Source organism: Xanthomonas sp. 3793 (assembly GCF_024806835.1).
Classification (GTDB): Bacteria; Pseudomonadota; Gammaproteobacteria; order Xanthomonadales; family Xanthomonadaceae; genus Xanthomonas; species Xanthomonas arboricola_F.
Genome location: NZ_JANTYU010000005.1, coordinates 143370 through 157884 on the forward strand (window position 1 = coordinate 143370; position 14515 = coordinate 157884).

Annotated in this window: 12 protein-coding genes; 5 read left to right on the forward strand and 7 right to left on the reverse strand. The window is 64.6% G+C overall.

The window, feature by feature from the left end; translation table 11 throughout:
• Positions 1 to 60 precede the first annotated feature (60 nt).
• The 4 genes from FHY18_RS17310 (at position 61) to FHY18_RS17325 (ending at position 4488) form a co-directional block, all read left to right on the forward strand.
• Positions 61 to 762 (forward strand): SapC family protein, encoded by a 702-nt coding sequence (locus tag FHY18_RS17310; protein WP_259157294.1) that lies wholly within the window; start codon positions 61 to 63, stop codon positions 760 to 762.
• Entirely contained in the window at positions 752 to 1765 is a 1014-nt protein-coding gene (locus FHY18_RS17315; protein WP_259157295.1) for a cupin-like domain-containing protein, read from the forward strand. Before FHY18_RS17310 ends, FHY18_RS17315 begins: the two co-directional genes overlap by 11 nt.
• Positions 1766 to 1775: 10 nt before the next feature.
• Positions 1776 to 3341, forward strand: coding sequence for a tryptophan halogenase family protein (locus FHY18_RS17320; protein ID WP_259157297.1), 1566 nt, complete (start codon positions 1776 to 1778; stop codon positions 3339 to 3341).
• Positions 3342 to 3477: 136 nt separating this feature from the next.
• Positions 3478 to 4488 (forward strand): energy transducer TonB, encoded by a 1011-nt coding sequence (locus FHY18_RS17325; protein ID WP_259157298.1) that lies wholly within the window; start codon positions 3478 to 3480, stop codon positions 4486 to 4488.
• Positions 4489 to 4892: 404 nt separating this feature from the next.
• Here the strand turns inward: FHY18_RS17325 and FHY18_RS17330 are convergent, their stop codons facing one another.
• From FHY18_RS17330 to FHY18_RS17360, 7 genes are all read right to left on the reverse strand, one after another.
• The gene (locus tag FHY18_RS17330; RefSeq protein ID WP_259157299.1) at positions 4893 to 6086 is read right to left on the reverse strand and encodes an ABC transporter permease; all 1194 of its coding nucleotides are present in this window, start codon (positions 6084 to 6086) and stop codon (positions 4893 to 4895) included.
• On the reverse strand, positions 6083 to 6829 hold the full coding sequence (locus tag FHY18_RS17335) for an ATP-binding cassette domain-containing protein (protein ID WP_259157300.1): 747 nt from the start codon (positions 6827 to 6829) through the stop codon (positions 6083 to 6085). The genes FHY18_RS17330 and FHY18_RS17335 overlap by 4 nt, the downstream gene beginning before the upstream one ends.
• Positions 6830 to 6860: 31 nt before the next feature.
• A complete protein-coding gene (locus FHY18_RS17340) occupies positions 6861 to 8444 on the reverse strand; it encodes an alpha/beta hydrolase (protein WP_259157302.1) in 1584 nt (527 codons plus the stop codon).
• A 55-nt stretch (positions 8445 to 8499) separates the two neighbouring features.
• A complete protein-coding gene (locus tag FHY18_RS17345) occupies positions 8500 to 8700 on the reverse strand; it encodes a helix-turn-helix transcriptional regulator (RefSeq protein WP_259157304.1) in 201 nt (66 codons plus the stop codon).
• Complete coding sequence (locus FHY18_RS17350) at positions 8697 to 9284, reverse strand: hypothetical protein (protein ID WP_259157306.1); 588 nt, start codon at positions 9282 to 9284, stop codon at positions 8697 to 8699. The genes FHY18_RS17345 and FHY18_RS17350 overlap by 4 nt, the downstream gene beginning before the upstream one ends.
• A gap of 591 nt (positions 9285 to 9875) precedes the next feature.
• Complete coding sequence (locus FHY18_RS17355; RefSeq protein ID WP_259157308.1) at positions 9876 to 12119, reverse strand: glycoside hydrolase family 3 protein; 2244 nt, start codon at positions 12117 to 12119, stop codon at positions 9876 to 9878.
• Between the two features lie 333 nt (positions 12120 to 12452).
• The gene (locus FHY18_RS17360; RefSeq protein WP_259157309.1) at positions 12453 to 13373 is read right to left on the reverse strand and encodes an alpha/beta hydrolase; all 921 of its coding nucleotides are present in this window, start codon (positions 13371 to 13373) and stop codon (positions 12453 to 12455) included.
• Positions 13374 to 13484: 111 nt separating this feature from the next.
• Here FHY18_RS17360 and FHY18_RS17365 point away from each other — a divergent pair, with 111 nt between their 5' ends.
• The gene (locus FHY18_RS17365) at positions 13485 to 14393 is read left to right on the forward strand and encodes a LysR family transcriptional regulator (RefSeq protein ID WP_259157310.1); all 909 of its coding nucleotides are present in this window, start codon (positions 13485 to 13487) and stop codon (positions 14391 to 14393) included.
• Positions 14394 to 14515: the final 122 nt, after the last annotated feature.

A 14515-nucleotide genomic window follows, 5' to 3' on the forward strand; every position in this document is an offset into this window, starting at 1 on the left:
CGCGCGAGGGGTAACTGTCCAAGCATGGGCCACGCGCCCCCGCGTGATGTGGCGACCCCCATGACCAATGCCGTGTTGTTGAACAATCTCGATCACCGCGATCTGCGCGTGATCACCGCCCATGGCGCCGCCTATGGCGATGACGTGATGTCGGCGGCGACGTTTCCGCAGGAATTCCGCCAGCTGCAGGGCCAGTACCCGATCGTGTTCCACCGCAGCGATAGCGGGCGTTTTCAGCCGCTGGCCCTGCTGGGATTGCGCCTGGGCGAGAACCTGTTTCTGGATGGCGCGCGCTGGGATGCGCCGTATGTCCCGCTGGCGATTCAGCGCCAACCGTTCCTGATCGGCCAGCAACCGGAAGGGCCGATGGTGCACGTGGATCTGGACAGCCCGCGCGTCAGCACCCAGGAAGGCGAGCTACTGTTCCGCGAACACGGCGGCACCACCGATTTCCTGTATCACATCAGCCAATTGCTGCGCACGCTGCACGACGGGCTGGCGGCGAGCGATGCCTTCGTCGAGCGCCTGTTGCGCTACGAGTTGCTGGAACCGTTCGTGTTCGAAGCCACGCTCGACAACGGCCTGGACTGCCGGCTGGCCGGTCTGCACACCGTGCACGAAGAACGCCTGCGCGCGCTCGGCAAGACCGCGCTGCTGGACCTGCACCGGCATGGCGATCTGGAGCCGCTATACATGGCGGTGGCCTCGGTGGCGCAATTCCGCCCCCTGCTCGAACGCCTGAATCGCCGCCATGCCCGCTGAGCCGCGCGCCATCGACGAGCGCCACGGCCTGGACCCGCAGCAGCTGGATCCGGCGCTGCTGCGCTCGACCACGCCGCTGGTGTTGCGCGGGCTGGTGCGCGACTGGCCGCTGGCTCGCGCCGGTGCGCAATCCGCGCAGGCGGCCGCTGCGTACCTGCGTGGGTTCGATCGCGGCGAGGCAGTGGTGGCGCAGGTCGGGCCGCCGGAGATCGACGGGCGGTTCTTCTATAACCCGGACATGAGCGGCTTCAATTTCCGCCCCGAGCGCGTGCCGCTGGCGGTGGTGCTGGACACCTTGTTGCGCGACCTGCACAACGCGCAGCCGCCGGCGATCTATGTCGGCTCCACCACGCTGGACACCTACCTGCCCGGCCTGCGTGCGGCCAATCCCATCGCGCTGCCGCAGGCCGAGCCGCTGGCCAGCATCTGGATCGGCAACCGCACCCGTATCGCCGCGCATCAGGATCTGCCGGACAACCTGGCCTGCGTGGTCGCCGGGCGCCGCCGCTTCACGCTGTTTCCGCCCGAGCAGTTGCGCAATCTGTACATCGGCCCGCTGGATCTGACCCCGGCCGGGCAGCCGGTCAGCCTGGTGGATATCGCCGCACCGGATCTGCAGCGCTTTCCGCGCTATGCGCAGGCGCTGCAGCAGGCGCTGGTGGCCGAGCTGGAACCGGGCGATGCGCTGTTCATTCCCAGCATGTGGTGGCACCACGTCCAGGCGCTGGAGAGCTTCAACGTGCTGGTTAATTTCTGGTGGCGACAAAGCCCGGCCTACATGGATTCGCCGATGAACGCACTGATGCTGGCCTTGCTGACCGTCCGCGACCTGCCGGCCGAGCAACGCGCCACCTGGCAGGAGGTGTTCCGGCATTACGTGTTCGACGCCGATGCCGACACTGCCGCGCATGTGCCCGACGCAGCGCGCGGTGTGCTGGCCCCGATGGACGACAACCGCGCCCGCAGCCTGCGTGCGCGCCTGCTGCAACGCTTGAACCGCTGAAGGACTGACCATGTCGCACGCCGCCCCCTTGCCCCCCCAGCAGCGCCCGGTACGGCGCGTGGTCATCGCCGGTGGCGGCACCGCCGGCTGGATGGCTGCCGCGGCCTTGTCCAAGCTGCTGGGCCGGCAGTTGCAGATCACCCTGGTGGAGTCGGACGAGATCGGCACGGTGGGCGTGGGCGAAGCCACCATCCCCAGCCTGGTCACCTTCCACCGGCTGCTGGAGATCGACGAGGCGACCTTCATGGCCGCCACCCAGGCCACCTTCAAGCTCGGCATCGGCTTCGAGCACTGGCGCGATGTGGACAGGCACTACATCCACTCCTTCGGTCACACCGGCACCGATCACTGGAGCGCGGGGTTCCATCATTTCTGGTTGAAGGGCCGCCAGCGCGGGGTGGCACGCGACTTCGGCGACTACTGCCTGGAACTGCGCGCCGCCCAGGAAGGACGCTTTGCGCACCTGCCCAACGGCGGCATGAATTACGCCTACCACCTGGATGCGGGCCTGTATGCGCGCTTCCTGCGCCGCTTCAGCGAAGGCTTTGGCGTCAAGCGTCTCGAAGGGCGCATCGGCCAGGTCCAGACCGACCCGGACAGCGGTTATCTCACTGCGCTGACGCTGCAGGACGGCACCAGCGTGGAAGGCGACCTGTTCATCGATTGCACCGGCTTTGCGGGATTGCTGATCGGCAAGACGCTGGGCGTGGGCAGCGAGGATTGGTCGCGCTGGTTGTTTGCCGACAGCGCGCTGGCGGTGCAGACCGAATCGGTGGGCCCGCCGGTGACCTATACGCGGTCGCGTGCCGACCAGTCGGGCTGGATGTGGCGCATTCCGCTGCAGCACCGGGTGGGCAACGGCATCGTGTATTCCAGCCGTTATACCGATCAGGACAGTGCCCGGGCGGTGCTGCAGCGCAACCTGCAGGGGCGCGCGCTGACCGAACCGCGGGCGCTGCGCTTCACCCCCAATCAGCGTCACCGCGTATGGGAAAAGAACTGCGTGGCGCTGGGGCTGGCCAGCGGGTTTCTGGAGCCGATCGAGTCGACCAATATCCACCTGATCCAGCGCGGCATCGTCCGCTTGCTGCAGACCTTCCCGCAGGTGGTCAACGCGGTCGACATCGCCGAGTACAACCGCCAGGCGGCCAACGAGATCTCGCATATCCGCGATTTCGTGATCCTGCATTACCACGCCACCGATCGTCGCGACACGCCGTTCTGGCGCGACTGCGCGGCGATGGAGATTCCCGACTCGCTGCGCCACCGCATGGAGCTGTTCCGCCAGAGCGGGCGCGTGTTCCACCAGGGCAACGAGTTGTTTGCGGAGAACTCCTGGGTGCAGGTGATGCTGGGCCAGGGCATCACCCCGCAGCAGCACCACCCGGTCGCCGACCTGATGGGCGATGCGGAGCTGAGCCATTTTCTGCAGAGCATCCGCCAGCGCGTGGACGCGACCGTGGCCACGTTGCCGCCGCATGCGGACTTCCTGCGCCGCCACTGCCCGGCCCCGCCGCTGCCCGACCCGGCCCAGCGCATGCCATCGGATGCGGCGCTGGCGGCCCCGGCGGGATAAATTTCGCATCCGGCTGCGGCAACCCTTGGCTTACACCGCCCCAGCAATGCTAGATTGCGGCATTGCCGTCCATTGCGGGAACAATGGCCGGCGCTCGCCGCAACGTTATCTTTCGCACTCGGGGTAAGGGGGACGCATGTTGGATCTGACACAGGGCCGTATGGCACGCCGGATCGCGCCGGTCATTTTGCTGGTTGGCCTGGCTGCCTGCTCCAAGCAGGAAGACAAGGCCGCCACCACCGCGCCTGCCACCGGCGCCACGCCGTCGGCACCGGCGGCACCGACGCCCGCCACCGCGGTGTCGCCACAGGTGCAGTCGATGGCCGCCGACCAGTTGCGCGAATCGGCCACCAAGGCGCTGCAGGACAACCGCATGTACGCCCCGGCCGGCGACAACGCGGTGGAGTACTACCTGGCCCTGCGCGAGAAGCAGCCGCAGGACGCCACCGTCAACAGCGCGCTGACCGATCTGCTGCCGTACACGCTGATCGCCGCCGAACAAGGCATCAGCCGCGAAGAATTTCCAGAGGCGCAGCGCCTGATCGCACTGATCGAAAAGGTCGATCCCAAGGCACCGGCACTGCCGCGCCTGAAGTCGGGCCTGGAGACGGGCATGAAGACCGCCGCCAACCGCTCCGAGCAGGACGCCGAGCAGGCCAAGAAGCTGGTCGAGGACAAGGCCAAGCAGGCCGCCGAGCAGAAGCGTCTGGCCGAACAGCAGACCCGCGAAGCCGCCGCTGCCCAGCAGATTGCCGCCCAGCAGGAAGCCGCCCGCCAGCAGACCGCCGAAGCCGAGCGCCAGGCCGCCGCCCGCCGTCAGGCGGAGGCCCCTGCCCCGACCCCGGCCGCACCACGCCCGGCAGCGGCCGCCGCCGCTGCGGCGCCGGCTGCGCAATCGCTGCGTCCGATCAGCACTCCGGCACCGCGCTATCCACCCGAAGCGCTGCGCGCCGGCACATCGGGCGAAGTGCTGGTCGAGCTCACGGTCGGTACCGACGGCTCGATCACCGCCTCGCGCGTGCTGCGCGCCAACCCGCCGCGCGTGTTCGACCGCGAAGCGCTCAACGCGGTCAAGCGCTGGCGCTTCGAGCCGGTGGCCGCACCGGTGACCACGCGGCGTACGTTGTCGTTCAATCCAGGTGGTTGAGTGGGTGGCTGGGCGATTGCGCGGCTCTGCACGCGGCCGAGTTGGTGCGTTGGTTGTTGACAGTTGATGATTGATGGTTGCTGACGATTGATGCACTGCACTTCTGGCAAATGCCAGGCGCCCAACAAAAAGCCCGCAGCGATGCGGGCTTTTTGTTGGCTGGGCATCCGTCCCCTCATCCGCCCTTCGGGCACCTTCTCCCGAGGGGAGAAGGAGTAAAGCCCCTCTCCTGCGGGAGAGGGGTTGGGGTGAGGATACGGCGACCAAGTGGACGTCACGCCCCAAGCAGACAACAAGGACGTTCAATCATTCAACATCAACATGCGTCACCGTGCATTCGTATTGGCAATCCGTCCACTCATCCGGCGCTGCGCGCCACCTTCTCCCGGCGGGAGAAGGACACATCAGCCGGAAATCGCCAGCCGCTCCTGGTGATAACGACGCACCGCCGCGTACCACAACACTGCGGCCACACCGAAGCCCGCCAACAGATACACCGCCCAGGTCTGCGCGTTGATCTGCTCGTGGCGAATCACCTTCAGCAGCATCTGGTTCTGCGCCAGGAACGGCACCGCAAAGTGCCATAGCTGGGTCTTCAGCGGATACGCCATCAGCGCGTAGCCCGGCAGCATCGGCAGCAGCAGCAGCCAGGTCATGTGCGCCTGCGCTTCCTTCATGCTCTTGGCAGCGGCGGCCAGATAGGTCAGCAGCGAGGTGCCGATAAACAGCATCGGCACCAGGATGAACAGCATCTGCAGCATCGGCAAAAAACCGACATTGAGCTGGCGTCCCAGGTTCGAGGTGGACAACTGCGCACTCAGCTTGAACGCCAGCAGCGTGAGCAACAACGACACCATGCCGATCACGCAGGCGGCGACGATCTTGCCGCTGACGATCGCACTGCGCGGCGCCGGTGTGGCCAGCAACGGCTCCAGCGACTGGCGTTCGCGCTCGCCGGCAGTGGCATCCAGGATCAGCGAGGCGCCACCCAGAAACGAGGTGATCACCAGCAACACCGGCAACAGCATCGCCATCATCTGGCCGCGCTTGGCTTCGGCGGTGGCCAGGTCCTGCGCAGCGATTTCCAGCGGCCGGCCTACCTGCGCATCGATGCCACGCGCCAACAGACGCAACGCACCGACCTGCTGGCTGTAGCCGCTCAGCGCTGCCTGCAGGCGCATGCTGGGCACGTCGGCCTCGCGACGGGTGCTGTCCTTGATGATTTCCACCAGCGCCGGACGGCCTTCGCGCCAATCGTCGGCATAGCTGTCGCTGATGCGCAGCGCCACGTCCACATCCTGGTTGCGGATCGCCGCGGTCAGATCGGCCGGTGCGTCCACCGCGTTGAGTCCCTGCGCGGCCAGAAACCGCACCAGGTTGGGAGCGTGTTCGCGGCCGAGGGTGGGGATGTCCAGCGGCTTGTCGATCTGCGTGCGCACGCGGCTTTCGCTCAGCGCGCCCATGCCCAGGATCAGGATCGGATACAGCAACGGCGAGAGCAGCAACGCCAATGCCAGGGTACGGCGGTCGCGCGAGATGTCGCGCAGTTCCTTGCGCAGCACCGTCCACAACGTGGCCAACAGGGAACGCTTGCTCATGCGTGCAGTCCTTCTTCCGAGCCGATCGCCTTGACGAAGGCGTCTTCCAGGTTGTCTTCACCGGTCGCCGCGCGCAGTTCGTCGGCGCTGCCGGATGCCACCACCGTGCCCTTGGCGATGATGACGATGCGGTCGCACAGCGCCGCCACCTCTTGCATGATGTGACTGGAAAAGATCACGCAGCGCCCTTCTGCGCGCAGCTGCTGCAGAAAGCCACGCATCGCGCGCGTGGTCATCACGTCCAGGCCATTGGTGGGCTCGTCCAGAATCACGTTGCGCGGGTCGTGCACCAGCGCGCGTGCAATGGCGGTCTTGGTGCGCTGCCCCTGGCTGAACCCTTCGGTCTGGCGGTCGAGAATGTCGTCCATGTCCAATGCGCTGGACAATACCCGCGTGCGCTCTGCAATCTGGCTGCGCGACATGCCGTGCAACTCGCCGAAGTAGGCGATGTTCTCGCGTGCGCTCAACCGCTTGTACACACCGCGTGCGTCCGGCAAGACGCCCAGTGCACGGCGTACCGTCACCGGGTCGTGCGCGGCGTCCACGCCATCCACGGCGACGCGCCCCTGGTCCGGCGACATCAAGGTGTAGAGCATGCGCAAGGTGGTGGTCTTGCCCGCACCGTTGGGACCGAGCAGCCCGGTGATCTGGCCGTCGGCAGCGCTGAAACTGACCCCATCGACCGCCTTCACCAGCCCGGTCTTGGTCTTGAACGACTTGTGCAGATTCTCGACGACGATCATACGTGCGCCTCCGTGGCGTGGTCGATGCGGCTCATGGTTCCCATCCGTTGAACGAGGTGAACGCGGGCACGTTGTTGAGGCTGGCCACACAGCTGGCATCCAGCGCCTTGGCGTCGGTACTCTGCAAGAACTGGCTCAACACCTTGGGCATGCAGCCGAGTCGGAACACGCCATGCCCCTGCCCGGGCGCGATGATGTGGCGGCCGTTGGGCAGACCCTGCAAGACGCGTTGCGCGTAGCGTGGCGGTGTCACCGGATCGAGCTCGCCGGACAGCAGCAAGACCGGCAGCGTCGATACGAACGGCCTGGCGGCATCGGCCGGTGCAGGCTTGGAGGGCCAGACCTTGCACGGGGCGAAGAACATCTCGGCCACCTCGTTGCCCAGCAACGTGGCGTCCTTGTCCGTGGGCACGCGATAGCGCCCGGCGTCCTCGCTGCACAACACCGACCATTGCATCGGGCGATTCATCTGATCGGACATGCCCGACGCACTCATCTGCGCCAATGCCATCAGCGACGCATAGCGGCCTGCGGCAGCCTCGTCCAGCACCAGCGGCAGCAGCGACGCGGTTTCCGGTGCATACGAAAATCCGAACGCCAACCCCACCACCGTGTCGGCGGTCACCTGCTCGTGACGCAGCGCGCCGGTGCGCGGGTCGCGATAGTCCACGACCACCGGCGCCTGGCGCAAGCGCTCGACCACCTGTCGCAGCTGGCTGCGCGTATCGACCGTGAAGCGTTTGGCGCATGCCGGCGTGGATGCGCATTGCTTGGTCTGCAACGCGATCGCATCTTCGAAGGTGCGCGCAAACTCGCCACCGATCACCAGATCGTTGGGCGCCACGCCATCGAGCACCACGCTGCGCGTGTGCTGCGGATAATGCATTGCGTACTGCTGTGCCACGCGCGTGCCGTAGGAGCCGCCGATCAGGTTGAGCTGCTGAACACCCAGCGCTGCGCGTACCGCATCCAGATCGGCGATGGCCTCGGTGGTGGTGAAATAACGCGGGTCGGCGTCGCTGCGCAAACCGTCTGCGCACTGCCGCGCGTAGTCGGTGAGCTGGGTCACGCTGGCTGCGGCGCCACCGTCCATTTCCAGCGGCTTGCCGGCCGCATCGCGGCATTCCAGCGGGTGCGAACCGCCGGTGCCGCGTTGGTCGACCAGGAAGATGTCGCGCTGCTTGCGTACCTCATGCAAACCCATGTCCACGATCGCGGCGACCTGCGTCGCCGATTGCCCCGGCCCGCCGGCGATGAAGAACACCGGATCCGGTTTGCTGCCGCCACCGGCGTCGCTTTCCAGCCAGGCGATCTTCAAGGCAATCTGCCGCCCCTTCGGCGCGGCCGGATTTTCCGCCACGTGCAACTGCGCGCATTGCGCTTCGATGTTGCCCGCCGCGCTGCCGGAACTCAGCGTGCACGGTGCAAATTGCAGGCGGCCATAACGATTGCCGGCCGCACTGCCTTCATGCGTGTCCGTCGTGTGCGGCTGTGCCACACCCGGCTTGGATGCGCCGGCATTGCCGGCAGCAGGCAGCTCTGCACGCTGGCATCCTGCCGCCAGCAGCGCAGCCAGCACCGCGGCGGCCACATTCAGTTGTTTCAGCATGTCCATCCTCTCCTGGTGCCCATTCCCTGACGTTGCCGACGGTCGCGTGTGACCGCCGCAACTACTGACCATCTTCGTAAAGAAACACGTGCTCGATCGGCTCGCCGAACAGGCGTGCGATGCGGAACGCCAACGGCAGGCTGGGATCGTATTTGCCGGTCTCCAACGCATTGACGGTTTGCCGCGACACGCCCAGCTGCTCGGCCAACTCGCCTTGCGACCAGCCGCTGGCTTCGCGCAAGGCACGCACACGGCTGTTCATTGATAGCGGCGTGCATTGATGGCCTTGGTCAGGCCATAGGTGATGCACAGCACCGGAAACACCCAGATCATCGCCGCCGATGCCGGCACCGCAATCAGCTGCGCCGATTCCAGGAAGCCGGCGGTCATGTACGCCAAGCTCACCAGACCCGCGGCAATGGCGATCGATTCAAGCTCGATGCGACGCTGCATTTCATCCGAATCGCGCACAAAACGTGCCACGGCGCGGACCACGAACATCAGCAGCAATGCAGGCAGCAACGCGACCAGAACCCGGATCCAGTTGGCGTGCACGCTGGCCAGCAAATACCGCCAGCACAGCATCACCACCACGTAGGCCAGCATCGGCGGCGCAAGCTCCATGTGGTAGCGGCGGACCAACGCAGGCGGCGCACTGTCGCGCAGGCTATCGCCTGCGACGTGCAGCACCAGCGCCACCAGCAGACCACCCAAGCCGCAGCCGATCAGCAGCCCCTGGGTGTAGTCGCTTACCTGCCACGGCAGCCAGCGCCGCAAGGCGCCCAGCAATATGAGGACAACGCTGCCGACCGGCAGTACACGCAACGCCGTTGTCTTGGCGCTCATCGTGCGTCCAGCGGCAACGTGGATGCCTGCGCGTGGAACACTGCGCACTGCACGGCAGCACAAGCAGATTCCTCAAGCGTCGCAGCACGGCAAGACACTGCCTGCACCGGCGACATGTTTGCGCTGTTGTTCACCGCACACCCTGTGTCAAGTTTCCTTGACATGCAGAGTGCGCGCAGATCTGCGATGTGTCAAGCGTCCTTTACAACGTCCCGAGAGCAGATGGATGCAGAGATGGACCATCGCCGCAGATCTGCCGGACACCCCCACTCGGCGATGCAATACGCCCAACACGCGCGCCTGCAGCCCATGTCGCGCGGCCCATCTGTGACGCCTGCAGCTTGCCATTCCCGCCTTGGGAGCTTGTTGATTGCGTGTGCATCGCGTGCCGGCACCACGTCACTGGCAGGGGCGGCCCGAGCTCCCGGTAGGACTGACATGCAGCACCGCCCATCGCGCTGGAACGTATGGGACCGGGTTCTACAACGGCAGGCGCCGTCCCCCCGTTAGTGAGGAGGACGGGCCCGATGCGGCATTAGCCGCTGATTGATCGCATGACCTGAGCGGAACACCGCGAGCCATTACAGTTCGCTAACGCATGAATGTGCGAGCTACCACGTCCAGCGCAACCGACAGCCCTGGATCGGCTGCGTTGTCCGCTACGCGCACGCTGTAGGTGCCTTGCGCAATCGCCCACTGACGCGATGTCGTATCGAACCTGGCGAAAAACCTGGGATCGATTTCCAGTTCCAGCTGCCTGCTCTCGCCAGGCGCAAGTTCGACGCGCTCGAAGGCGCCAAGCCGGTACGCAAATTCAATCGCACCCACACCCGCCACGTACACCTGCGCCACATACGCCCCGGCAAGGTCGCCGCAATTGCAGACGACAAACCGCGCCACGAACCTGCCACCTTCATCGCGCACGTGCAGGTCATGGGTTTCAAAGCGCGTATACGACAACCCGTATCCGAACGGAAACAGGGGGGTCAGGCCGCGAGAGGCAAACCAGCGATAACCGACGTCCGCGCCCTCGACGTTGTAATCCATATGAAAGATCTCACCCTTGATCGGCTCCCCCGGATTGGAGGTCGTGGTTGCCGGATCTCGCTGCTCAGGGTGCGGCAACTGTTCGACGCGCTGTGGGAAGGTGATCGGCAGCCGCCCGGACGGGTTGACGCGGCCAAACAGGATGCCAGCGATGGCTTCCCCGCCGCCCTGCCCGGGGTAGAACGCTGCGACCACGCCAACGACGTCGGCAAGCCAAGGCATCGTGACCGGTCCGCCGGAGACGAGCACCACCACCGTGTTTGCATTGGCCTGGGCCACGGCACCGATCAACGCATCCTGCCCATCAGGCAATGAGAGACCCTGGGCATCCTGACCTTCCGAGCGCCATTCTTCGGCCACGACAATGACCGCATCGGCAGCGTGCGCCGCTTTGACGGCGGCGTCCGCATCGTTCGCGCTCACATAGTCGACCTGCGCCGCACACGCTTCGGCCTTGATCGCGTGCAACACCGAACTGGGGTGGTAGACCTTCTCCATCACCGTTCCCATGAACTCGAAGCCCGGCTTGGTCACACTCCCGACCGGAGTGACGGCAGACGAGCCGCCCCCTGCCACGACACCGATGTCCGCCTGGGTGCCAATGACGACGATGCGGCTGGCGCCTCTGGCAAGAGGCAGTGCATCTGCCTGGTTCTTGAGCAACACGATGCCCTGCTCGGCAGACCGCTGTGCCAACAGTCGATGCGCGGAGTAGTCGATTGCAGCGCCAGGCTGGGGCGGATTGTCGATGACCCCCACAGCGAAGAGGCTTCGCAGCTGACGATGCACCATGTCGTCGATACGCGGCTGGGGAACCAGGCCCTTGCCGACGGACGTTCGCAGCGGCTCGCCGAAATACGGTTCAGGGTCCAGGTTCGCTCCGGATTGGACGTCCAGTCCGGCAAGTGCGGCCTTTTCGACCGAATGGGTCGCCCCCCAGTCGGACATCACCCAACCCGGATACCCCCATTCTCCTTTCAACACAGTGTTGATGAGGTAAGCATTTTCGCTGGCCCACTCTCCGTTGACCAGGTTGTAGCCTGGCATCACGGCACCTGGCTCACCGATCTCGATGGCGATTTTGAAGGCAAGCAGGTCCGACTCATGGAGCGCCTGATCCGCGATGTCCGAGCTCACCACCACGCGCCCTGTTTCTTGCGGATTGATCGCAAAATGCTTGACGGTGGACACCACCCCTTGCGACTGAATACCCGCGACCGAGTTGCCGGCGATCACACCGGTGAGTAGCGGGTCTTCGGAGACATACTCGAAGTTGCGTCCACCGCGTGGCTCCCGCACCAGGTTCGCCCCGCCTGCCAACTGCACATTGAAGCCCTTGGCCCTGGCTTCCTGCCCGACCATCGCACCCGTTTCGCGCGCCATGACGGGATTGAAGGTGGCTCCCAGCAACAACGACGATGGAAGCGCCGTGGCGTTATCGCCAGGACGCACATTCGCCAGATTTCCCACACCCAGGCTTGCATCGGTTTGCTGTTGCGCAGGAATCCCCAGACGCGGCACTGCCGGGTAGTAGGCCGCTGATCCGAGCGCACCTTCCGGCTTGCCGCTGCCCGCAATCGGAATTGCCATTGGCCCGGACAACCATGCAAATTTTTCGTCTTCGGTCATCGCCTGAACCACCAGAGACGCCCGCGTCTCAGGTGGCAGGCTTGCGTCGGACCAGGGAAATTGCTGCGCGCGGGTAGCGACCGATCGAGCATGGCCCTTGCGCGTGACGCTCGCGCTATCCGTGGCTCCAGGCGTATCGCGGTGACGGGTGTTGTCCAAGATGGAACTCCTGAAAATTTCCCTGAAAAATACGCTTCCGGGAGTATGGAGGTGATGAAGCGCGGCTCTCGAATACGCGCCTGACGCGAGCATCGGACCGCTTGACGCGCAAGGCAAAGCTGCGCGTTGGCACTCAATGAAAGATCGCTTGCCCGGACCGGCGAACAGCAGATGGCGAGGGTCGCCGACACGGCGAGCGACGCGACTTCGCAGCAGCCTTACCCAACGCCACTGTGCTATCTGCCTTGTAGCCGATAGCACAGTGTTCAAGGAACAGCATCGGCAGATAGCGCGTACCGACACTTCTGCCAGGCCATCACTACATCGCTAGGCTCAGCTCCTTTCGAGCTGCGCACTCAAGAAACGCACCGAGCTTGCAAGTGCTTCGCGCGCCTCGGGAAGTGCGTTGGCAAAGAAGTGCCACGCATGGAACATGCCCGGCCAGACTTCGAGGTCGACCCGGACACGGTTGTCTCCAAGATGAGTCGCCAGGCGCATCGCGTCGCTCAGCATCAACTCGTTCTCGCCGATCTGAATCTGGATCGGTGGCAGGCCGGTGACATCGGCGAATACGGGAGATGCCATCGGATGATTGGGCAACGCATCGCCCAGGAAGGTGCGAGCCAGGAAACGCAGTCCCGCCGCGGTGTTCAGCGGATCGAGTCCTTCGCGATTGGTGACCGATGCTCCGGTGTGCTCCAGATTCGCCCACGGCGAAATGGCGGTGCCGGCTGCAGGAAGAGGCAGGCCTGCGTTGCGCGCCGCCACCATGACCGAAACCACCATGGCGCCGCCAGCCGACTCGCCGGCAAAAACGATCTTTTGCGCCGGGATGCCCAACGCAAGAAGCCCCTTGTAGGCCGCCAGCGTGTCTTCGATTGGCGTAGGGAAAGGATATTCGGGAGCAAGCCTGTAATCGGGCATGTAGACCCTGGCGCCCAGCATCTGCGCATAGTTGCCACCTATTCCATGATATCCATCAGGCGCACCGACGATGTAGGCGCCGCCGTGGATGTAGAACAGCACCGCGTCCGTTGTCTGCGCTGGTGGCGTCACCAAGGTTGTGGGCACGCCGCCCAGCTCGATCTTCTCAAAGCTCACGCCTGCTGGCGGAAGCTGCCTGGCGAGCATGCTCACGTAGCTTTTGCGAATTTCTTCCATCGTGAGCGCTTGGTTTTCCCCGGTCACCACCGGGGCAAGCTCTGCCAAGCTCTCAGCCCAATCTTTGACACTTGCCTTGACGCTCTCGTTCATGGGATTTCCCTCATTGGTAATTGGTTCTTAAAAAACCGAATGCCAAGATTAGGCGCATGATTGGGGAATGGGGTTCCCTACTGTTCCGGCGATCGATCCCTAGAGGCCTGCGTGGAATTCACAAACATAAACGACATTATCGCGTTCGTTACGGCCGTCGATAGCGGCAATTACACGCTGGCCGCCAAACGCCTGGGGTTGACGCGCTCGGCCGTCGGCAAGCGTGTCGTTCGCTTGGAGGAACGACTGGGTATGCGGCTGTTGAACAGGACAACCAGGAGCTTGAGCCTGACAGACGATGGACAAGTGCTCTATGCCAGAAGCTCTCTGATCCTCGAGGACCTGAAGGAGACCGAGACTGCGATGGCGCTTCGCTCGGAAGCCCCCTATGGCAGCCTTGCCCTGAGTGTCCCTGTGACATTAGGCGTGCGGTATGTGCTTCCTGTGCTGGAGCGGTTCATCGAGGCGTGGCCCAACGTCAGCGCAGTTGTGCAGTATTCCGATCGCTTTGTGGACCTGATTGAAGATGGTATCGACATTGCGGTACGCACCGGCCCTGCGCGCGAGGACTCTCGCATCTTCAGTCGCACCGTCACTCACCAACGCATGCTCACTTGCGCATCGCCCGGTTACTTGGCCAAGCACGACGAGCCAGCCACCCCCGCTGATCTGTCTCTGCACCATTGCTGTTTCTTCCTGGACGAAGGACGCCCAAGACCGTGGACATTCCGAACAGAAGAAGGCGATGTCTCCTTTTCGGATGCAAGCAGGCTTGTCATGGATAGCGGGGAAGCCTTGCAACACGCGGCCTGCGCAGGTGTGGGAGTCGCCCAACTTCCTGACTATCTCATCCGAGACGACCTCGAATCGGGAAGGCTGGTCAGGGTGTTGGAAAAATTCGAGCCCCCTCCTGAGCCCATCCGCATCGTGTACCCGAGCAAGCGCCACCTTTCGCCCAAGATCCGTCGCTTCATTGATCTACTGAGCGACGAATGGACAGCTGATCCACCAGGGGGCTAAGGGCTCAGGCACCTGCCCAATGGCTAAGGTCGCAGCCTTGGGCGTGGCTAGCGCCCAAGGGTATCCATCCATTGGCAGTGCGCTCGCGGCGCTGGACACGGTCGCCAATGCAGGATGAGCGA

Coding starts and splice junctions, on each gene's coding strand:
- FHY18_RS17310 (WP_259157294.1), top strand. CDS start 61: ATGACCAATGCCGTGTTGTTGAACAATCTCGATCACCGCGATCTGCGC.
- FHY18_RS17315 (WP_259157295.1), top strand. CDS start 752: ATGCCCGCTGAGCCGCGCGCCATCGACGAGCGCCACGGCCTGGACCCG.
- FHY18_RS17320 (WP_259157297.1), top strand. CDS start 1,776: ATGTCGCACGCCGCCCCCTTGCCCCCCCAGCAGCGCCCGGTACGGCGC.
- FHY18_RS17325 (WP_259157298.1), top strand. CDS start 3,478: ATGTTGGATCTGACACAGGGCCGTATGGCACGCCGGATCGCGCCGGTC.
- FHY18_RS17330 (WP_259157299.1), bottom strand. CDS start 6,086: ATGAGCAAGCGTTCCCTGTTGGCCACGTTGTGGACGGTGCTGCGCAAG.
- FHY18_RS17335 (WP_259157300.1), bottom strand. CDS start 6,829: ATGATCGTCGTCGAGAATCTGCACAAGTCGTTCAAGACCAAGACCGGG.
- FHY18_RS17340 (WP_259157302.1), bottom strand. CDS start 8,444: ATGGACATGCTGAAACAACTGAATGTGGCCGCCGCGGTGCTGGCTGCG.
- FHY18_RS17345 (WP_259157304.1), bottom strand. CDS start 8,700: ATGAACAGCCGTGTGCGTGCCTTGCGCGAAGCCAGCGGCTGGTCGCAA.
- FHY18_RS17350 (WP_259157306.1), bottom strand. CDS start 9,284: ATGAGCGCCAAGACAACGGCGTTGCGTGTACTGCCGGTCGGCAGCGTT.
- FHY18_RS17360 (WP_259157309.1), bottom strand. CDS start 13,373: ATGAACGAGAGCGTCAAGGCAAGTGTCAAAGATTGGGCTGAGAGCTTG.